The sequence below is a fragment of the Heyndrickxia sp. FSL W8-0496 genome (genome assembly GCF_038007825.1).
Taxonomy (GTDB): domain Bacteria; phylum Bacillota; class Bacilli; order Bacillales; family Bacillaceae_C; genus Heyndrickxia; species Heyndrickxia oleronia.
On record NZ_JBBOXX010000001.1, the window covers coordinates 2,245,758 to 2,266,493 of the forward strand.

A 20,736-nucleotide genomic window follows, 5' to 3' on the forward strand; every position below is an offset into this window, starting at 1 on the left:
GGCAATCGCATGCAACGATTTATTCAATTCAATGATGAAAAAATTGATTCAATGATTGTTATGGAATTAGCTGATTTAGTTACTACTTTAACGAAAAACCTTGATTATGAAGTAGAGTTTGGTGTGCATTCTTATTTAGATCGAATGTCAAAAAAAATATATGTACGCCATTTTTGGAACCATCGTCCCAAAAACATAATGATAAATGGACTAAAGAGTGATGTTTATTTACGAGCGATAGGCAACTATTCATTTACAAATGAAGAGGATATTTACTATTTACTTCAAAAACTATCTACTACTTCATTAAAGAGTTTTGCAAAGCAATTATTTATGATAACTGAGGATTTAAGACTAGAAGAAATAATTAAACGGAAACGTCCAGGAACAAAATCAGCTTTTAAGGATAGAATATTTGTCTATCGCAAATATTTTGAATCACAATTAAAAGTGAATCTTGTCAAAAGTATTTATACAGATGCTTTATTTAATAATATTTTTCTCTTATTAACTTCAGATTCTCCTAATGAAAACATACCTAAATACAATGAAGAGATTAATTTGGTGATGCCATACATTAAAAATACAATCACTAAATTTTACGAAACAAAATCAACAAAAGATACCGTAAAGCTTTGTTTAGAATTAACAGAAACATTGGAGGATATTTTAGATCAGGACATGTTAAATGAGTATTTCCATCTTCCTGATAAAAAATATGATGAGATTGTTCATGACCCAACTTTTGACGACTTAAAAAGAAAGGATCCCCTTCAAAATAATGATGTAATTGATAAAAAATCAGAGGGGGATGAGGAAGTATTTGAAGAAGAGTTTCGTACATGGCACCGAGAAACAAGTGATTTAAGTAAAAGCTTCTTGCAATTTGATTTGGACCAAGGTTCAGGTACTGATTTATTAGGCGAAGGGGTAAGAGAAGGTGAGGCAGGTGATCAAGCACTTGCTGTTGTTCAAGGTTCAGTACAAAAAACAAATAAAAATGATTATTCAAATTTAGAAGTGCAAGAACATAAGCAAAGAAGCAATCAAGGGATTGAAAAAAAATATGGTAAAGAAAACCTTTTTGCTTATCCTATTTTTTTAAGCCCAGAAAAACCTACGTATGAAGAAGAGAAACAGTATCGCGAGTTCAAGTCAACGATCAGTAATTATCAAAAGAAATTGAAAAAGATTATTGAAAAGACATTGGAACATAAAAAAATATCACCACGAACGGATTTACATTTTGGAAGATTACGTAAGAAACTGTTGCCATTTTTCACAGACGAAAATCCGAGACTATTTTATAAGAAACAGGAACCTTCAAGTGAAATTGATGCGGTCTTTTCACTATTAGTAGATTGTTCTGCTTCTATGTATGACAAAATGGAGCAAACGAAGCTCGGCATTACACTATTTCATGAAGCTTTAAAATCTGTAAATGTTGCACATGAGGTTATTGGATTTTGGGAAGATACGAATGATGCAACAAAGGAAAAGCAGCCAAATTATTTTAAACCTGTCATTGAATTTTCAACATCATTACGAAATCTATCCGGTCCAGAAATTATGCAACTTCAACCAGAGGAAGATAATAGGGATGGCTATGCAATCCGTCTTATGACCGATCGCTTAATGACTAGATTTGAAAATCAAAAGTTCTTATTAGTATTTTCTGATGGGGAGCCGGCAGCGTTTGGATATGAACAAAATGGGATTGTGGACACTCATGAAGCAGTTTTACAAGCAAGGAAAAAGGGAATAGACGTGATTAATATCTTTTTGTCCAATTCAGAAATTGAAGAAAGTCAAAAAAAGATTTTACATGATATATATGGGAATTTCAGTATTTTAGTGTCCAATATTGAAGAATTACCTAATGTATTATTTCCTATACTAAAAAAATTACTTTATAAAAGCATTGCATAATTGTAATTATTTTTAGGTGTTTAAGGGGAATAGCTTCCCTTAAACACCTAATTTGTTGGTTTACCATAAATTTTTTTCAATTTCCTCTTTGAATAAATTAGTGTCAATATTACATTTTTTCGCATCGATCCCATATTGCCATCCAAGTATTTTTGATTCTTTAGGGCCGGAAGGGTTATATTTAGGAGCTTTTTCTTTCGAGGTAATGTTTATATTTGGTGCTGCAGACCAAATGATTGCTTTTTCTTTCACATCGTTTCCTGCTTTATTAAATGCACTAAATAATTTTTGATTTTTATCAAAAACTCCATAGATTCCAGGAAGATAATCGGATTTATTCAATGTTTCAACCCATCCCTTAATAAAGGCTGAATCAACTGGATAGTTGGGTTCTATGTCAGCAAATAGTAAGGTATCCTTCGGAACTCGCAACTCTTTAGCATATTTAATCGCTTTTTTTGCCTCTTGCTGTCCAGCTTTTTGGGTTGTAGCATTTGAAAAGTGATTATAAATTAACAGGATTTTTACCTTTTTTTCATGAAGTAGTTTAATTTCTTGTTGGGTTAAACCTGTTGAAACCTCTTCATTGGTTCCAATATATCTCCCCCATACTTTTGGTTTTCCAAAATTCTCATTCACACATTTGTACATTTCCTTTGTTGCTTTACTAGCAGAATCCACTCCCCATAAGTATTTTGGAGCATTTTCCTGTTTTTTATTTTCTTGACTGCTTTGATTATCTAATTTTTTCTGATCCTCTTTATTGTAATTATAATATAAAGGGACAAGAATAATTAGGAGAAGTCCAATGAATAGGGGCAGAATGAACTTCCAATTTAAAAATTCATTTTTATTATTCAATTTGTTTCCTCCTTTTTGCTTGTATATCTTATTCGACATGCACGAGGAGGGTGACAGCTTGAGAGTCGCTTATTTATTTGGACTGTATTTCAATTTGATTACATTTTCTTTAAATTAATGAAAATGTTTCATATTATCTGATAAAATAATTTTGATGAATTTTGTAAAATGGATGTGTCGAAGTTTGAAGAAAATTTGGTTATTTGCTTTTGTGATTGTATTGTCATTTAATTTTTTATATAAAGTACATGCTTCAGAAAAACCAATATTAAATTTAGCAAGTGAATCTGCAGTCTTAGTAGATAGTACAACTGGAAAGGTATTGTATGAAAAAAATGCATTTAAGCGTTTGTATCCAGCCAGTTTAACAAAAATTGCTACCGCTATATATGCCATTGAAAATGGGAATTTGAATGATACGGTGACAATTAGTAAAAACGTTGAAGATACCGATGGTACACGTGTTTATTTAGTAGCAGGTGAAAAAGTGACATTGAAACATTTATTACAGGGTCTCTTAATAAACTCTGGAAATGATGCTGGAGTAGCAATAGCAGAATACATGAATGGAAGTATTCCAAAATTCGCCTCTCAGTTAAATCAGTATCTAGTTGATAAGATCGGTGTTTCAGCCACGAATTTTGTTAATCCACACGGTCTTTTTGATGAAAATCATTATACGACCGCATATGATCTTGCTAAGATTACGAATTATGCAATAAAAAACGATATTTTCAAACAAATTTTCGGTACAAAGGAATTAGAGTGGAATGGTGAAGGATGGCAGACAACTTTATTCACACATCATTTAATTTTAAAAGGTGAAATTGAGTATAAAGAGGTGACAGGCGGTAAAACTGGCTATGTTGATCAATCTGGTCAAACATTAGCTACAACTGCTGAAAATGATAAAATTCATCTGACTGTCATCATTATGAATGCAAAATCCAAAAATGATGCCTATAATGATACAAAAAAACTTCTAGATTATGGTTTTAATCATTTTGAAACATCTACTTTAGCTAAAGGGGTTACATTTAAAGTGGGTGAGGAAATATTTGAAGCTCCAAAAGATATTGAATATACAAAGCCGTTAAATGGAACTGTTTCTGAAGATATTTTAGATGATGGTATGCTTCAAATCTCTGATCGTTCGGGGGACACTTTAGATACATTAAAGCTAACTCCCATGAAAGTAAAAGCAGCAGAAACTAAACCAGAAGTTACTGAAAAACAAATCACCTCACCTTCGAAAAATTGGGGCCTTTATTTTGTCATATTTGCCTTTTTGCTTATTTTAACTGTTATAATCAAAAAGATTAATCAAAAAAGAATGTAGAGAAAAAAGGTTATAGCTAGTAGGGGAATTCTCCTACTAGCTATAACCTTTTATAATGGAGATTTTCATAAATGTTCATCCATTTTCTTACCGCGTTTTCTGTAAATGACATAACTTCGGCGTAAGTATTTCAATGGCATACTGAATGCGTGTACTAGACGAGTAAATGGAAATACAGCTAACATTGAAAATGCGGAAAGAATATGCATTTTAAACCATAGTGGGACAGTTTCCATTAGTAATGGATTAGGTTGGAAGTAAAATAGACCTCTAAACCAGGGACTGATTGTTTTACGATAATCAAAGCCCTCTGGTGTAATATTAAATAATGTTGCTGAAAGTCCTGTTAACATAACGATTAACAAAAAAACTAATGTTAAAATGTCACTGACTGAGCTAGTATATCGAATCCTTTTGAGGGAAATCCTTCGATAAAATAGAATCACGAGCCCAATTAAAGATATAATTCCAGCAGGAACTCCAAAACCAATAGCAATTTTATGGTACAGGTGCTCACTAATGCCAAGTCCTGTATATACTGGTTCCGGAATAAGAATGCCCATCACATGGCCACCAAAAACAAAAATTAACCCCCAGTGAAAAAAGCTACTTCCGTACGCAAGCTTCTTTTTCTCTAGCATTTCGCTAGATTTCGTTGTCCAACCAAATTGATCATGCTGATAACGAAAAATCACACCACCTATAAATACGATAAGTACAAGATACGGATAGATAACCCATAAAAACTGATGAATCATAGTTTAGGCAGCTCCCCTCAGTCATCTTCAAATTTCTGGATTGAAAGATTAATAATTTTAAATATCAGTTGGTAACCATGTTTTTTTTCAATAAACTGCTTCTCTAGCTGAAGAAAATTAGCTTTAAATTTTTCTATGATCGGCAGGACATAATCATTCTGTGCAAATGATAAAAATTCAAGGATAAGAGGGACATAATCCGGTAACTCCTGATCAGTTACAACAAATCCCGCATTACTATATAAATTTTTTAAAGCTAGTAATTCTATTCCTCTCTCACGTTGTTGTCCGTCGTTCCCATGAGTTAAGTAGAAATTTGTGTTTCTCCCAAAATCAATTAAATATACATAGGACTCAATCCATTTTATCGGTTCAATTTGTTCTAATTGACTAAAAAATTGTAAGAATAGCTCTTTTGCATCCTGATGATCATCTAAAGTATTAATTTCATTTTTACAATCCTCTAGGCCGTCCCACCAGTGCCGATCTGGGTAGGTGAGAAGGAAGGAGGAGATATGAAATATTTTTTTTAGTTGTGCATCCATCTAGCATACCTCCTTTATTAAATAAAAATTTATAATGTTATACATTTACCGGGGCCACCAGCAAAGTCAAGTCCACATGATCCTTGATCCATATAAAGATTTGAAATATCTTCTTTATGGGATGGTGGGATGACAAAGCGGTCATTGAATTTGGCAATTGCTAGAAGTCGATACATATCTTCCACTTGTTGTTTAGTTAGATTGATTTCATTCAGTAATGTTGAATTTGGTGGTTTATTTGTTTGGACTGCTCTCATATATGTCCGCATGACGGCCATCTTTTTGAGTGCATTTCGAATATGTGTTTGTTCGCCTGCAGTCAACAGATTGGCTAAGTATTCGATAGGTATTCTCATATTATCTATCGCAGGAAAAATCTCATCTGCATCTATATTGCTGCCAACTCCTTCAATGGTATTCATGATTGGACTTAGCGGAGGAATATACCAAACCATAGGTAAAGTACGATATTCCGGATGAAGGGGAAGGGCAATTTTCCATTCAATGATCATTTTATATAAAGGAGATTTTTGGGCAGCTTCCAGCCAATCTTCAGGAATTCCTTCTGCTTTTGCTTGTTTAATAATCTCAGGATCATTTGGATCTAGAAAAATATCTAAATGTGATTGATATAAATCATGTATGTTCTCTTCTGAAGCAGCTTCTTTTACACGATCGGCATCATAAAGCATAATACCTAAATAGCGAATTCTCCCAACACATGTTTCTGAGCAAATCGTTGGCAATCCAGCTTCTAATCTCGGAAAACAGAGGGTACACTTTTCCGCCTTATTCGTCTGCCAGTTAAAATACACCTTTTTATATGGACATGAGCTGACGCAATGTCTCCAAGCTCTACAAGCGTTTTGGTCAACAAGAACAATTCCATCTTCATCTCTTTTGTACATAGCACCAGAAGGGCAGGAAGACACACATGCAGGATTCAGACAGTGCTCACAAATTCTAGGTAAGTACATCATAAATACATCTTCAAATTCTGTTTTTATTTTTTCTTCCATGTTTTGTACATTTGGATCCTCATGAGCAGTAATATGTGCCCCAGCTAAATCATCTTCCCAATTGGGCCCCCATAATATTTCCATGTATTCACCTGAAAGATTAGATTTTGGACGTGCAACCGGCTGATGTTTTTTTTGAGGGCTATTAGTTAATGTTTCATAATCATAGCTCCAAGGCTCATAATAGTCATCAATCGTAGGCTGATAAGGATTATAAAAAAGATGCGTTAAACGATTGAATTTTGTTCCTGATTTTAACTGAAGTTTTCCATTTCTTTTCTCCCATCCACCTTTGTATTTTTCCTGATCTTCCCACTTTTTGGGATAGCCAATACCCGGCTTTGTTTCTACGTTATTGAAATACATGTATTCTGCACCTGGACGGTTTGTCCAGGTGTTTTTACATGTTACACTACAAGTATGGCAACCAATACATTTATCTAAATTCATGACCATTCCGATTTGAGCTTTAATCTTCAAGCCAATCAACCTCCTCTAACTTGCGAATAACTACATTTAAATCCCTTTGGTTACCAGTTGGTCCATAGTAATTAAATCCATAACTAAGCTGAGCATACCCGCCAATCATATGTGTAGGCTTAACATGAATTTTCGTAGGGCTATTATGTGTACCACCTCGATTTTGGGTTAGCTTTGTACCAGGAACATTAATATGCCGATCCTGTGCATGATGCATAAAAGCCATCCCTCGTGGAATACGATGTGAGACAACGGCACGTGCAACAACTACTCCATTTCGATTAAAGCATTCGATCCAATCGTTATCTCCAATTTCCGCATCATCTGCATCGTCCTTGTTCATCCAAACAGTAGGTCCACCACGGAAGAGTGTTAACATTGGTTGGGAATCGAAATACATACTATGAACAGACCATTTATTATGTGGTGTTAAATAATTTAATGTAATTTCTTTTCCTTTAACTGATGGACGTTTATCTGTAAATGGTTGATGTTGCAAAATTGGTTTAAACGTAGCTAGGTTTTCTCCGAATTCGCTCATCATTTCATGGTCAATATAGAAGGATTGTCTACCCGTAATCGTCCTAAAAGGAATCAATCTTTCAATATTAGTCGTAAATGGTGAGTAACGTCTGCCACCTTTTTCAGATCCGCTAAAAGCGGGTGAGGTGATGACAGTTTTCGGTTGAGCTGTAATTTGTTCAAAATTAAAGCATTCCTCCTCACGCTCTTCTGCTAAATCACGTAAATGTAAATCCGTTTGCTTTTCTAAAGATTCCCATGCTCTCACTGCAAGCTTTCCGTTTGTGGTAGAGGAGAGCATGAGAACAGCTTCAGAAGCTTTAAAAGCATTGCTAATATCTGGACATTCATCTCCAATGCCATCCTTAATGGTTCCATTAACTTTTTTTAACTTTTCGTATACATCTTCAACAGACCAGGAAATTCCTTTTGTACCCATTGGTTGATTTTTAACATTTGGACCAAGAGCTTTCATTTTTTCATGGATGAGACGAAAATCTCGTTCAACCACATGAATTTGTGGCATCGTTTTGCCTGGTATTGGTTCGCATTCATCCTTTGACCAATCTTTTATTTTTCCTAATGGCTGTGCTAGTTCTTGTTGAGTATCGTGCTGCAATGGAGTAGCAACGATATCATTAAGAGGCTCTAAATCAATATCTTTAGCAAGCTTAGAAACTGCCATTGCAAGTCTATTAAAAATATCCCAATCCGATTTTGCCTCCCAAGGTGAGGAGATTGCCGGATTAAACGGATGAACGAAGGGATGCATGTCTGTACTGCTCAAATCATGTTTTTCATACCATGTTGATGCCGGCAGGACTACATCAGAATAAAGTGCAGTTCCAGCCATTCGAAAATCTAAATTGATCAGCAAGTCTAGTTTTCCTTCAGGTGCTTGATCGCGCCAATGAATTTCTTCTGGCCTAATACTATCTGAATCATCATTTAATAGACCATTTGTTGCACCTAATAAGTGCTTTAAAAAATATTCATGTCCTTTTCCCGAACTTGAGATTAAATTGGCACGCCATACAATTAAATTGCGGGGAAAATTCACTTCATTATCTGGATCTTCAATAGAAAATTGTAATTTTCGATCCTTTAATTGTTTGGCGATATATTGCGCAATTTCAGATCCTGTATGACTCCCTGCATGTTTTGCTTGCTTAAACAGTTCCAAACTATTTGCATTGAAGGTTGGATACGAAGGGAGCCAGCCTAGTCTTGCTGCCATTACATTATAATCAGCGTTATGCTCATATCTTGGCTTCCCATATACAGGTGATACTTGGGTTGAAACTGGTATATCTTCATAGCGCCACTGGTCGGTAGCAAAGTAAAAGAAGGAAGTACCATTCTGTAATCTAGGTGGTCCTTGCCAATCACGTGCCATAGCAATAGTTTGCCAGCCTTCAACAGGACGCAATTTTTCTTGACCTACATAATGGGCCCAACCTCCACCGTTAACTCCTTCTGCTCCAACGAGAAGAACGAGATTTAAAACAGCTCGATAAATTGTATCAGAATGAAACCAATGGTTTATTCCAGCGCCGACAATGATCATTGATCTTCCGTTCGTATCAATCGCATTTTGTGCAAACTCACGGGCAATCTTAATGATTTGCTCACTTTTCACACCAGTAATCTTTTCTTGCCATTTTGGAGTAAAGGGCACATCATCATCGTAACTTTTTGCAACCATCCCACCAATTCCTCGGTCGATTCCATAGTTAGCCAGCATTAAATCATAGACAGTGGTGTAATAAATGATTTCTCCGTCATGCTTTATCTTTTGAATGGGGACGACGCGCTCCATAGCATTTGTGTCACCTTCACCAAAGTAAGGGATAAATAACTTTACACATTTTTCTTCTATACCAAGTAATGAAAGTCTAGGATCGATCACTTCATTGGAATCCTCATCCTGTAGGTGTAAATTCCATTTTCTGTTGTTTTCCCAGCGAGAACCCATTGTGCCATTTGGAACAGCAATTTTTTGTGACCTATCATTCATGAGAACAGGCTTCCATTCACCATTTTTAGTGGATCTGCCAATATCGTTGGCATTTAAAAATCGGTCGGCAATATACCCCTCATCTTGTTTCTTTAATGTTACGAGAAAAGGAAAGTCTGTGTATTTCTTCACATAATTAGAGAAATAATTTACTTGATTTTGCACATAGAATTCATTCAAGATGACATGGCCCATAGCCATAGCAACAGCACCATCAGTACCTTGTTTCACACTTAACCAATCATCCGCAAATTTGGTTGATTCAGCATAGTCAGGACTCAAAGAAATTACTTTTGCCCCACGGTACCGTGCTTCCGCTAGAAAATGAGCATCAGGAGTGCGAGTTAAAGGAATATTTGAACCCCATGTAATAATGTAGCTTGAATTATACCAATCACTGCTTTCTGGTACATCCGTTTGATCACCCCAAATTTGTGGGGACGCAGGCGGCAAATCTGCATACCAATCATAAAAGCTCAACATTGGGGCACCCATCAGATGCATGAACCTTGATCCTCCAGCGTAACTAAGCATAGACATGGCTGGAATTGGAGAGAAGCCAATATTGCGATCAGGTCCATATTTTATAACCGTATAGAGAAGGGAGGCAGCGACAAGCATGGATGCTTCTTCCCAGTCTGCTCGCATAAATCCACCTTTTCCTCTAGCTTCTTTATATTGCTTCGCTTTTTCTTTATCCTCAATGATACTTTTCCATGCTTCAAGAGGGTTGGAATGTGCTTGAAGCGCTTCACGCCACATGAGTAATAAAACTCCTCGGATGTAAGGGTATTTCACTCGTAATGGGCTATATATATACCATGAGAAGCTGGCACCACGTGGACAGCCTCGTGGTTCAAAGTCAGGCATATCTGGTCCTGTAGTAGGGTAATTTAAATTTTGACCTTCCCATGTAACGATTCCATCTTTAACAAAAATGTTCCAGCTACATGAGCCAGTACAGTTCACACCGTGAGTGGATCTAATGACCTTGTCATATTGCCATCTTCTCCTATAAACTTCCTCCCATTCACGATTTCCTTCGCGAACTTCACTATGATTATCATTCAGTTTTTCGGTGGGAGAAAAGTAGCGTAACCGATTAGTTAATGGTGATCTTTTTCGTGGCATTTGCTTCACTCCTTATGTGAAATAATGTATTGATACCTACACTATAAACATTGAAATGTGATGAAGTTGTGAAGTTCATCACACTTCACGAAAAAGACATATACAATTTCAAACAAAAAAAAAGCATGAAATTCATGCTTTAACACCTAATGATTATTCAATATTGCAATAGATAGCTGGACAGTCTTCACAACAAATTTCATCTTTTAAATACTGTAAATTATGTATCGTAATTTTTCCTTTATTCGTTGATAAGATCCCGTCTTTTTTTAATTCGCTTAATGCACGATTGACACTTTCTCGAGAGGTACCACAGAAGTTTGCCAGTTCCTGATTTGTAATAGGTAAATCAATGAGAATTCCATTGCGCTGTTGTACGCCATAACTGTTAGTCATTCGAATTAAAGTAGAAAACAAAGCACCTTTTTTACCATGAAGAATAAGATCTCGAAATTTTGTCTGTGTTTTCCGATATTGATCACTCATCCATTTCATAAATTCAAAGGCAAGTGAGCTATTTTTAAACAGTTCATCCTCTAATATATCTTTTCTGATGAGAGCTACTTCGCCATCCTCAATTACCTTAGCAGTTAATAGGTATCTTGAAGAATAAGAAAAAAGAATCGCTTCACCTACAATATCATCCTGACTACATATTCTAAAGGTTAATTCTTGCCCGTCTGAAGTAATCTTACTTATTTGAACCTTTCCGGAGATGATGATATAGAGACCTTCTGCTGTCATTCCTTCTTGAAATAAATAATTTCCCTTCGTTATTTTTATCGTTTTTTCCGAAAACTTGATTAATTCATTTATTTTAATGGAATGTGTAGGTTTAATTGGTTTTTGTTCTATTTTCAACCGTATCACCCTTTTAAATTGTGTTGTGTTACCTATAACTTACTCTTTAAGCATAAAAAAGTATAGGTCTAATCAAGGATAAATTTTGAAAAAAGTATTTTTTTATTATAGTTAATAATTGGAAAATTGCATTAAATAACTGCTGTACTTAAAAAATACAAAAATATGAAAAAAATAATCTTTATGTGAAAAACATCACATCTTAATAGATTTCATTTTTTTATGATGAATACATGCAATGGAAAAAAATATAGAAAGGGGTACTCTTTATGCATTCCGGAAAAAAACAATTACCACTTCAGACATTGAGTTTAATTATGGGCTTTATGATATGGGTTATCTTATCTTCTTTAATGTCGTTTATTAAAATGGATATTGCTTTAACAGATAACCAGATTGCCCTTGTAACGGCAGTTCCAGTTATTTTAGGATCATTATTAAGAATTCCCATTGGATTTTGGACAAATCGTTTTGGTTCACGAGCATTATTTACTACAAGCTTTATTCTTCTTATCATACCAGCCGTTTATATAAGCTATGCAAATAGTTTTTTAGATTTAATTATTGGAGGATTATTTATTGGGATTGGTGGAGCTGTGTTTTCGGTTGGAGTTACATCATTGCCTAAATATTTCCCCAAGGAAAGACACGGATTTGTTAATGGAATATATGGAGCGGGAAATATTGGAACAGCAATTACTACATTTTTAGCACCAGTACTTGCTATTAAATTTGGTTGGCAAACTACCGTTCAATTGTACATTATTTTACTTCTATTATTTGCCGTACTTAATTTTATCTTTGGGGATAAAAAAGAAAAAAGAATGAAAGTATCTTTCAGTGAACAGTTTAGAAAAGTATATGACAATCAAAAGCTTTGGTTTTTAAGTTTGTTTTACTTTTTAACTTTTGGATCTTTTGTAGCATTCACGATTTATTTACCGAACTTTTTAGTAGGGCATTTCGGATTAGATAAGGTAGATGCTGGATTTAGAACTGCCGGCTTTATTGCGATTGCAACATTTTTACGGCCAGTAGGAGGATGGTTAGGAGATAAATTTAATTCCTTTAAAATATTAATATGTGTATTTGCGGGATTAACTGTAGCAGGGTTATTATTAGCCTTTACACCTACACTAACACTGTATTCTATTGGGTGTATCGTGATAGCCATTGGAGCAGGGATAGGAAATGGTACCATCTTCAAACTCGTTCCTCTTTATTTTTCTGAACAAGCGGGGATCGTCAATGGTGTCGTTTCCGCAATGGGGGGGTTAGGTGGTTTCTTTCCACCATTAATTCTTTCTTTCTTATTTAATATGACTGGAAATTATTCAATTGGATTTATGGCGCTGTCACAAGTCGCCCTTGCTTGTCTTATAATTGTCGTTTGGATGTATCATCAAGAAAAGCTTGAATTATCACAAAATATTGTTGATCATACCATTGAAGGAGTAATGGTAACAGATTTACAGGGGACTATCACAAGAGTAAATCCTGCCTTTACTATGGTAACAGGATATACGATGGGTGAGGTTATAGGAAAAACACCAAAAATTATTCAATCAGGAAAACATGATAAAAAATTTTATGAAAAGATGTGGGTATCTATTAAAACAAATGGTTATTGGAAAGGGGAGATTTGGAATAAAAGAAAAAATGGTGAAATATATTTAGAATGGTTGACAATTAGCCCTGTTCAAAATACAGCGGGTGAAACAAAATATTATGTGGGAATGTTTACTGAAATTAAACATCATAAAGCTTAAGTGGAGGCCAATGTGCCTCCCTGTCATTTTTTAAGAAATATATTATTTTTTTAAAAGATTTCATTTTTAAAACTGTTAATATATAAGTAGGATGAACTCTCCTGTTTGTTAAAATGGGGTGTGTTTAAGGAGATGGGAATATGGACGAAATAATCAGAGATCAATTGAATCGACCATTACATGATCTGAGAATTTCTGTAACAGATCGTTGTAATTTTCGCTGTAGCTACTGTATGCCTGCAGAGGTGTTTGGTCCAGATTATGCTTTTCTACCGAAAGATCAAGTATTATCTTTTGAAGAAATTGAACGATTAGCGAATATATTTGCTAGATTAGGTGTGAAGAAAATCCGGTTAACAGGTGGGGAGCCACTGCTTCGACAAAATCTCCAAGATCTCATTAGGAAATTAGTAAATATAAACGGAATAACTGATATTGGTTTAACGACAAATGGAGTTTTTCTTTCAAAGCATGCTGAAAGCTTATATCAAGCTGGCTTGAGACGGTTAAATATAAGTCTTGATGCATTAAATGATGAAGTATTTCAAGCGTTAAATGGTCGAGGTGTCAGTTCAAAAATTGTCTTAAAAGGAATTGATGCAGCGTTAAAAGCAGGTTTTCATATAAAGATAAATATGGTTGTTCAAAAAGGAGTGAATGATCAAGAAATTATTCCTATGGCAAGATATTTTCGAGAAAAAGGTGTCACACTAAGATTTATCGAGTTTATGGATGTCGGTAATTCAAATGGATGGAATTTCGAACGGGTCATACCGAAAAAAGAAATATATCACATGCTATCGCAGGAATTTGATTTAGAACCAGTGGATGAAGCTTATTTTGGAGAAGTTGCTAAACGCTATAAATATAAAGATAAACAAGCAGAAATTGGTTTTATAACTTCGGTTTCCGAATCTTTTTGTACAAGTTGTACAAGAGCTAGAATATCAGCAGACGGAAAGTTGTACACCTGTTTATTTGCCGGAAAAGGATTTGATTTGAAGTCTATGCTCCGCAATAAAAGTAGTAATGAATTTATACAATCTCAAATTATCTCTATTTGGAATCATCGAAACGATCGGTATTCTGATGAGCGCATGAGCAATGGAAATGCAAAGAAAAATAAAATAGAAATGTCCTATATTGGAGGATAGGGAAGGGAGATTTAATATGGTGGAACGACGCAAGCCTATTAGAATAAAAGATGCGATTGAGTTAGTCATGGAATGGAAATGCAGAGGGGAGATTGAATGGGTTTCAATTGATGAATGTGATGATCGATTTTTAGGTGAAGATATTTGTGCAGATCATGATGTTCCACCATTTAATCGATCACCCTATGATGGCTTTGCCATTCGTTCAAAGGACACCTATTTGGCAAATCAAAGTAATCCTATTCAATTTGAAATTATTGATGAAATCGGTGCTGGACAGGTTAGTTTTAAAAATATTGGTCCGTTTCAGGCCGTCCGTATCATGACTGGTGCGGCTATTCCGACTGGTGCTGATTGTGTCATTATGCTTGAACTGGTAAAGGAAATACAAATAAATCATAAGAATTATATTTCGATTAAGAGGAAACTAAAACCGGGTGAAAATATTTCCTTTCAAGGTGAGGATGCTAAACAAGGACAAACCTTGATAGAAAAAGGGATGATGATTAATCCTGGAGTAAAAGCATTGTTAGCAACATTTGGATATGACAAAGTTCCTGTTATTAGAAAACCAGTGGTAGGCGTTATTGCTACAGGAACTGAACTGCTTAAGGTGAATGAGCCATTAGTCCCTGGAAAGATTCGTAATAGTAATGGGTACATGGTAGAATCACAAATACTTCGGTCAGGTGCCATATATAAAAGATATGAAAACCAGGTAGATGAAATAGAATCACTATTAAGTGTGGTAAAACAAGCTTTAGATGAATGCGATTTGGTCATAACAACTGGCGGCGTTTCTGTCGGTGATTATGATTTGCTACCGCACATATATGAGAAACTAGGAGCAAAAGTTCTATTCAATAAAATTGCAATGAGACCTGGAAGTGTAACAACTGTAGCAAATTGCAAGGGGAAATTTTTGTACGGATTATCAGGAAATCCTTCGGCATGTTATGTAGGTTTCGAATTATATGTTCGACCTATTATTCGTTATTGGTTGTATTCACAAAAGCCATATTTAAGGAAAGCGAAGGCGAGATTACAAACAGATTTTCCAAAGGCAAATCCATTTAATCGATTTGTAAGAAGTAAACTTACTTATGAGGGTAATCGATGCTTAGTTGAACCCGTTGGATTAGATAAATCGAATGTAGTCACTTCAATCGCTTGGGCCGATTGCTTAATGGTATTGCCAGGAAGCACAAGAGGCTATTCAAAGGATGATCTAGTGGATATCTTACTAATAGACGATCAAATAGGAAGTGAAGAACCATGGATAGAGATAGAAAGGTCTACCAAATTGTAGGGTTTCAAAATAGTGGAAAAACCACATTAATGGAAGGCATTATAAATTATTGGAGTAAACATGATCTTAAGGTAGGAACGATAAAGCATCACGGACATGGGGGGAAACCAAGAAAGAGAGTGGATGAAAAAGATACGGACAAGCATGTAAACGCTGGAGCTAGCATGGTTGCGTGTGAAGGAGAAGGGGAGTTAGTACTACTTAAGCAAAATCTAAATTGGTCACTAGTAGATATTATTCAATTTTACGAGAACTTTTCACTCGATTTCATTTTGATTGAAGGGTATAAGTATGAGGATTATCCGAAAGCCGTATTAATAAGAGGTGAGGAAGATACTTACCTACTAGATCAGTTGAGCAATATTCAAGCTATTCTTACGTGGGTGCCTTTGAAAAATACCTACCCGTATAAAATTTTTTCAATAAAACAAAAGGAAGAATTTATTAAATGGCTTTTTACTCAATATAATTAGGCACTTTCCTCGTACATTGTTGCTATTTAGGTAAAGTTTCAACTAATGGAGATGGTTAAAGCCCGTTTTATTAAGAAGAAGCTGTTCAACCCTACAGGAAATGCTAAGGTCATCATCAGATGTGATTTCACGAAAGCAATAAACTGATAAGAAAGCATCTTATATTATAAATAGAAAAAGGTCTAATCCAATATCTTTAAGTGTATTCCCTTACAAACACGAAAAGATGTTTGGATCAGACCTTTTTACATTTGGCTCTTTTCTCAAACATTGTTGCTATTTCAGTAAAGTTTTAACGAATAACTAGCGACTGAAAACTGCTACTCTATCATTTCACTGAGAAAAGAGCGGCAATTTCCATAAGAATCGCTGAATCCTTTATTGGGTGTAAAAGCCGGCCTTAGGTTTTTATGAAGGCAACAAACTATACGAAAACAGCCTTACATTTTTAAGCATGTAGATTAATAAGCCGCTTAAATAAGATATTATTTTCGATGTGAATATGGCTCAATGTGTCTTCTTCTAAATGCTCAAGTCGTTTATATACGAGTTGGAAGGTCCTACAAGCTCCTTCTGGTAAGTGATAGTTATTTGTAACCTTTCTTAATTCTTTTAATATGTTACCCACATTTTGATGATCCTTTTCTAAACGATCTAATTGCGAAACAGCTCTTTCTAGTGTTTCATGAGTTGGATGACGATCATATTCTTTTATTAAAGGAAACTGTGTGTCTTCTTCTAGCATTAAATGTTCTAAAAGCTCAGTTTTTAATTGCTGAAACAAAGTATTTACTTTTTCAAGATGATGATGCTTGTTTCCATGTACTTTATAGACCTTTGTAATATAGGGGGTAAGCTGAGGTAACTCTTCCTTTAAATATTGATGATGTGTTTCTTCAATATAATGGACGATATGGCTGAAGCTCTTTTCTTTCCAATTGATGTAATCATTATTAGGATTCGACTGTTTGTACAATATATTTAATTGTGTAATTAATTGCTCTGCGGAAATCATTTGTTTAGCAGCCGCTTCTTTAATCGTAAGATTACCACCACAGCAAAAATCAATGCGGTTTGATTTGAAAATATCACTAGCTTTTGGAAAAACAGTAACCACTTCACCTACTTTGTTATCAATAGTAAATGGTGACATGATCGTCACTTCCTTTCATATTTATAAGAATATGTTAGTAAAAATCAAGGAAAATAGCAGTGATGGATATCACATAACAACAAAAATCTGATACAATATATTAGTATTGGAGTTGAAAACTTTTGGCTTTTTTATTACTTCTTATGATTATGTTGCTTTTCAAGTATTTCTTTTTTCATAGAAAGCCTTCAGCAACTGCAGCGGGTGCAATAGTAATGGCTATAGGAATTTTTGAATATGATTTATTCCCCATTACTTTATTAAAAGTTTTACAGAATATAAATGGTTCGTGTGGTTTCTAATCATCGCATGGATGGTCATTTCAGGTTCTTTCTTGAAAAGTGTCTTTAATCATACTTTTAAACTATTACATCGACAAAATGAAATTCAAAGCTTTGCTATTGGAACTTGGATTGCTGGTACATCTGTTTGTTCTACCATCATGTTTAATCAAATTCCTGAAGTTAAAGTCATACCAGAGATTGTGATAAGTGTAAATGGTGTATTGTGGGCTATTTTTTGTATTCTCTGTATAAAGAACTTTAGTAAACTGTTAAAATCTGATTCCTATAAACAAACACATGGGATTATTTTACTTTCTACAGTCAGTACGCAATCAATAGTAATAGGTTTATCCACGATATTTGGAACAACCAATAATTTAAAAATGATCAATCAGGGATTCTTTTATTTAGGAATCTTATTTTATTTTGTTAGTTTATCGATAATAGTAAAGAGGTATTTAGCGACATATAAAGTAATGGATATTAAACAGGATTGGTACAATACGAATTGTGTTATACATGGGGCAATGTCGATTACTGGTTTAGCAGGAATTACCTCTGGAGTTATTGGTGAAAAAATAATAATTGCTATTTGGTTCTGGGTCCTAGTGTGTTTTTTCTTAGTTGAATTTATTGAAATCTATCGAGCGGTTATGAGGGCAAAATATTTAGGATTTAGAAAAGGACTATTTCAGTATCATGTATCACAATGGACACGTAATTTTACATTTGGGATGTTTTTGGCATTTACTATAAAATTACCAGTACATTTTCTTTCTACATCTTTTTTAGTCATTCATAAAGCATTGGTGAAATATGGTGTTGTAGTTGTCATTTTATTATTGATGATTGAAATCATTTTATATATTAAAGATAATTTTACGTTGAAATACTTTTGTTTGCGTAATCAAAATCGTCATACCGAGAATCAGTATTTAGAAGGTAGGTGACCGTACGAATGCGGTCACCAATTTTTTTTATGGTAGTCTACTTTCCACATGCTTGCAGATTTCTTCTGCAGATAGACCAGTTGCATCAATAACTGAACCATCAATAATTACATCTTGAATACCCATCACATTGTTGTCACCACCAGTGACTACACAACAATCGCAACCTTTTGCATCATTTTCATTTTTTAATTCGACAACATCATAACCCTTTTCTTTAAGTGCTTGTGAAACATTTGATAATGATTGTTCTACTCCAATTTTTGCCACTATTCAACACCTCCTATGTATAAGTTAGAATGTCTAATTGATATCAAAATCATTCCAAACAATTTTCTATTGTTATCTTCCGTGTTTTTTGCGAGAAGCATCCGCTTTGATTTCTCCAGTTTCTACCGTAGTTGTTCCTTGCCCTTTCACATTTGGGTTACTTAATCCTGTTTTTGATGGATCTTTTTTTCGTTTGCCCATTCTACTCTCACCTCCATTTTTATTATTTCCTTGCCGACCAATAATGTATGTAAAAAAATCGCAGAAAAAACATTTCGTAAATAGAAAAAAGTGTATAATGAGAAAATAAAATATATTTCAACGGAAAGAGAGAGTTATCATTTATGGCAGTTATTGCGAAAAAGCAAGCTCATGGTACCGGTATTCCAACTATTTATGGGATACTATTTGCAATTGGTGCTGGTCATTTTTTTAATGATTCAATTCAAGCAGTAGTTCCCGCAATGTTTCCTATCTTGGAAAAAACACTTAGCCTTTCCTATTCTCAAATTGGTTGGATTGCCTTTGTTGTTAATATGACCTCATCCGTAATGCAGCCGGTTTTTGGGCTGTATGCTGATAAACGACCGAGACCATTTTTACTTCCACTAGGTATGTTTATGAGTATGCTTGGACTAATTGGATTTGGGTTATCTCCTAATTTTTACATTATCCTTTGTTCTGTCTTTTTTATTGGAATCGGATCAGCTGTATTTCATCCGGAAGGCTCAAGGGTAGCATATATGGCTGCAGGAGAAAAGAGAGGTCTTGCTCAATCAATCTATCAGGTTGGTGGGAATTTTGGTCAATCACTTGCACCAGTTTTTACTGCACTTATTTTTTATCCTTTTGGACAAAAGGGAATATTATCTTTCACCTTTGTTGCAGCAATGGGAATTATATTATTAATTTTTGTATCTAAATGGTACAAACAACAGATTTCTTTTGGAGCTCAAATAAAGAAAAAAATAGTGGCTTCAACTACCAAACAGCGGATTCATCCAAAATTAATTGGTGCAATGATTTTATTGGTATTTATCGTTTTCGCTAGATCATGGTATTCAGCTGGCATATCGAATTTTTATCAATTTTATTTAATTGAGGATTATGGCATTAGTGTTCAAGGGGCACAGATCTATATATTTATTTTTATGATTGCAGGTGTCATTGGTACATTTTTAGGTGGTCCATTAGCCGACAGATTTGGAAAACGAAATATTATTTTATTTTCTCTTGTGGGGGCGGCACCACTCGCAATGATGTTACCTTATGTACCGCTATTTTTAGTCATTCCGATGTTTTTCCTAATCGGCTTCATTATTACATCTAGCTTTAGTGTAACTGTTGTTTATGCTCAGGAATTAATGCCAAATAAGATTGGCATGGTATCAGGGTTAATTGTGGGGCTTGCTTTTGGAATGGGAGCAATTGGTTCGGTATTATATGGAAATCTTGCCGATTTCTTTAGCATTAAATTTGTAATGATTTTATGTAGTTTTTTACCATTATTAGGTTTACTGACGTTTTTACTTCCAAAAGATGAAAAGGTGAAGGAATTGAATGAACAAACAAGGTAATTAATTCTTACTTATTCTATTGATCATATCCTTAGTTAATTTAAACGTAAAAAACCGATTATCTTCATCATATTGATTAGATAATCGGTTTTTATGTTTTTGTTTTTGAAGTGTCTCTGCTTTCGTTTTTGTCCTTCTTGAACGTAAATCTGCAAACGCAAAGAAACTTCGATTTTCTTCAGGGTTTCTCCTGCCTTCTCTAATTAACTTATCTCTTTTCTTTTTTGCTAAGCTTTTTCCCATTATAATCACCTCATCTTTACTTTAACAAAACTTTTTCTATAAGACTATATTTTCTCTAATAAACATGTAATTATGCTCAATCGCGAAGTTTT

General features: G+C 34.5%; 18 protein-coding genes. 8 read left to right on the forward strand and 10 right to left on the reverse strand.

Annotated features, from left to right (window positions below):
• Nucleotides 1–9: 9 nt before the first annotated feature.
• Complete coding sequence (locus NST63_RS11355; RefSeq protein WP_212945205.1) at nt 10–1,929, forward strand: vWA domain-containing protein; 1,920 nt, start codon at nt 10–12, stop codon at nt 1,927–1,929.
• Between the two features lie 60 nt (nt 1,930–1,989).
• Here NST63_RS11355 and NST63_RS11360 read toward each other — a convergent pair whose 3' ends face one another.
• A complete protein-coding gene (locus NST63_RS11360; RefSeq protein WP_212945206.1) occupies nt 1,990–2,790 on the reverse strand; it encodes a glycoside hydrolase domain-containing protein in 801 nt (266 codons plus the stop codon).
• Nucleotides 2,791–2,974: 184 nt separating this feature from the next.
• On the opposite strand from NST63_RS11360, the gene NST63_RS11365 reads away from it, so the two are divergent.
• On the forward strand, nt 2,975–4,129 hold the full coding sequence (locus tag NST63_RS11365) for a D-alanyl-D-alanine carboxypeptidase family protein (protein WP_242598272.1): 1,155 nt from the start codon (nt 2,975–2,977) through the stop codon (nt 4,127–4,129).
• A gap of 65 nt (nt 4,130–4,194) precedes the next feature.
• On the opposite strand, the gene narI is transcribed toward NST63_RS11365, so the two are convergent.
• From narI to NST63_RS11390, 5 genes are all read right to left on the reverse strand, one after another.
• Entirely contained in the window at nt 4,195–4,887 is a 693-nt protein-coding gene (narI, locus tag NST63_RS11370; protein ID WP_212945207.1) for a respiratory nitrate reductase subunit gamma, read from the reverse strand.
• 17 nt (nt 4,888–4,904) lie between these two features.
• Complete coding sequence (narJ, locus tag NST63_RS11375) at nt 4,905–5,432, reverse strand: nitrate reductase molybdenum cofactor assembly chaperone (RefSeq protein ID WP_341042152.1); 528 nt, start codon at nt 5,430–5,432, stop codon at nt 4,905–4,907.
• A 29-nt stretch (nt 5,433–5,461) separates the two neighbouring features.
• Nucleotides 5,462–6,931 carry a nitrate reductase subunit beta gene (gene narH / locus NST63_RS11380; protein WP_212945209.1) on the reverse strand — a complete coding sequence of 490 codons (1,470 nt, stop codon included), beginning with the start codon at nt 6,929–6,931 and terminating at the stop codon, nt 5,462–5,464.
• Nucleotides 6,921–10,601, reverse strand: coding sequence for a nitrate reductase subunit alpha (locus NST63_RS11385; protein ID WP_341042153.1), 3,681 nt, complete (start codon nt 10,599–10,601; stop codon nt 6,921–6,923). The genes narH and NST63_RS11385 overlap by 11 nt, the downstream gene beginning before the upstream one ends.
• A gap of 153 nt (nt 10,602–10,754) precedes the next feature.
• Complete coding sequence (locus NST63_RS11390) at nt 10,755–11,456, reverse strand: Crp/Fnr family transcriptional regulator (protein ID WP_058004465.1); 702 nt, start codon at nt 11,454–11,456, stop codon at nt 10,755–10,757.
• A 275-nt stretch (nt 11,457–11,731) separates the two neighbouring features.
• On the opposite strand from NST63_RS11390, the gene NST63_RS11395 reads away from it, so the two are divergent.
• From NST63_RS11395 to mobB, 4 genes are all read left to right on the forward strand, one after another.
• The gene (locus NST63_RS11395; RefSeq protein ID WP_071974939.1) at nt 11,732–13,231 is read left to right on the forward strand and encodes a nitrate/nitrite transporter; all 1,500 of its coding nucleotides are present in this window, start codon (nt 11,732–11,734) and stop codon (nt 13,229–13,231) included.
• A gap of 140 nt (nt 13,232–13,371) precedes the next feature.
• Complete coding sequence (gene moaA, locus NST63_RS11400) at nt 13,372–14,385, forward strand: GTP 3',8-cyclase MoaA (protein WP_078110814.1); 1,014 nt, start codon at nt 13,372–13,374, stop codon at nt 14,383–14,385.
• Between the two features lie 16 nt (nt 14,386–14,401).
• Complete coding sequence (locus tag NST63_RS11405; protein WP_341042154.1) at nt 14,402–15,694, forward strand: molybdopterin molybdotransferase MoeA; 1,293 nt, start codon at nt 14,402–14,404, stop codon at nt 15,692–15,694.
• Nucleotides 15,661–16,167, forward strand: a complete 507-nt coding sequence (mobB, locus tag NST63_RS11410) for a molybdopterin-guanine dinucleotide biosynthesis protein B (protein WP_341042155.1) — start codon at nt 15,661–15,663, stop codon at nt 16,165–16,167. Before NST63_RS11405 ends, mobB begins: the two co-directional genes overlap by 34 nt.
• A 448-nt stretch (nt 16,168–16,615) precedes the next feature.
• Here the strand turns inward: mobB and ric are convergent, their stop codons facing one another.
• Nucleotides 16,616–17,320, reverse strand: coding sequence for an iron-sulfur cluster repair di-iron protein (ric, locus tag NST63_RS11415; RefSeq protein ID WP_436580478.1), 705 nt, complete (start codon nt 17,318–17,320; stop codon nt 16,616–16,618).
• Between the two features lie 289 nt (nt 17,321–17,609).
• Between ric and NST63_RS11420 the strand changes: the two genes are divergently transcribed.
• Nucleotides 17,610–18,554: a hypothetical protein gene (locus tag NST63_RS11420; protein WP_341042156.1), complete on the forward strand. Its 945-nt coding sequence runs from the start codon at nt 17,610–17,612 to the stop codon at nt 18,552–18,554.
• Nucleotides 18,555–18,581: 27 nt separating this feature from the next.
• On the opposite strand, the gene NST63_RS11425 is transcribed toward NST63_RS11420, so the two are convergent.
• Nucleotides 18,582–18,824 (reverse strand): YkuS family protein, encoded by a 243-nt coding sequence (locus tag NST63_RS11425; RefSeq protein ID WP_058004391.1) that lies wholly within the window; start codon nt 18,822–18,824, stop codon nt 18,582–18,584.
• A gap of 72 nt (nt 18,825–18,896) precedes the next feature.
• Nucleotides 18,897–19,025, reverse strand: coding sequence for a YuzL family protein (locus NST63_RS11430; RefSeq protein ID WP_071974936.1), 129 nt, complete (start codon nt 19,023–19,025; stop codon nt 18,897–18,899).
• A 143-nt stretch (nt 19,026–19,168) separates the two neighbouring features.
• On the opposite strand from NST63_RS11430, the gene NST63_RS11435 reads away from it, so the two are divergent.
• The gene (locus NST63_RS11435) at nt 19,169–20,401 is read left to right on the forward strand and encodes an MFS transporter (protein ID WP_341042159.1); all 1,233 of its coding nucleotides are present in this window, start codon (nt 19,169–19,171) and stop codon (nt 20,399–20,401) included.
• On the opposite strand, the gene NST63_RS11440 is transcribed toward NST63_RS11435, so the two are convergent.
• Nucleotides 20,402–20,644, reverse strand: coding sequence for a hypothetical protein (locus NST63_RS11440; protein ID WP_212945216.1), 243 nt, complete (start codon nt 20,642–20,644; stop codon nt 20,402–20,404).
• Nucleotides 20,645–20,736 lie beyond the last annotated feature (92 nt).

Coding starts and splice junctions, on each gene's coding strand:
- narJ (WP_341042152.1), bottom strand. CDS start 5,432: ATGGATGCACAACTAAAAAAAATATTTCATATCTCCTCCTTCCTTCTC.
- NST63_RS11435 (WP_341042159.1), top strand. CDS start 19,169: ATGGCAGTTATTGCGAAAAAGCAAGCTCATGGTACCGGTATTCCAACT.
- NST63_RS11385 (WP_341042153.1), bottom strand. CDS start 10,601: ATGCCACGAAAAAGATCACCATTAACTAATCGGTTACGCTACTTTTCT.
- moaA (WP_078110814.1), top strand. CDS start 13,372: ATGGACGAAATAATCAGAGATCAATTGAATCGACCATTACATGATCTG.
- ric (WP_436580478.1), bottom strand. CDS start 17,320: ATGTCACCATTTACTATTGATAACAAAGTAGGTGAAGTGGTTACTGTT.
- NST63_RS11440 (WP_212945216.1), bottom strand. CDS start 20,644: ATGGGAAAAAGCTTAGCAAAAAAGAAAAGAGATAAGTTAATTAGAGAA.
- mobB (WP_341042155.1), top strand. CDS start 15,661: ATGGATAGAGATAGAAAGGTCTACCAAATTGTAGGGTTTCAAAATAGT.
- NST63_RS11355 (WP_212945205.1), top strand. CDS start 10: ATGCAACGATTTATTCAATTCAATGATGAAAAAATTGATTCAATGATT.
- NST63_RS11395 (WP_071974939.1), top strand. CDS start 11,732: ATGCATTCCGGAAAAAAACAATTACCACTTCAGACATTGAGTTTAATT.
- NST63_RS11430 (WP_071974936.1), bottom strand. CDS start 19,025: ATGGGCAAACGAAAAAAAGATCCATCAAAAACAGGATTAAGTAACCCA.
- narI (WP_212945207.1), bottom strand. CDS start 4,887: ATGATTCATCAGTTTTTATGGGTTATCTATCCGTATCTTGTACTTATC.
- NST63_RS11405 (WP_341042154.1), top strand. CDS start 14,402: ATGGTGGAACGACGCAAGCCTATTAGAATAAAAGATGCGATTGAGTTA.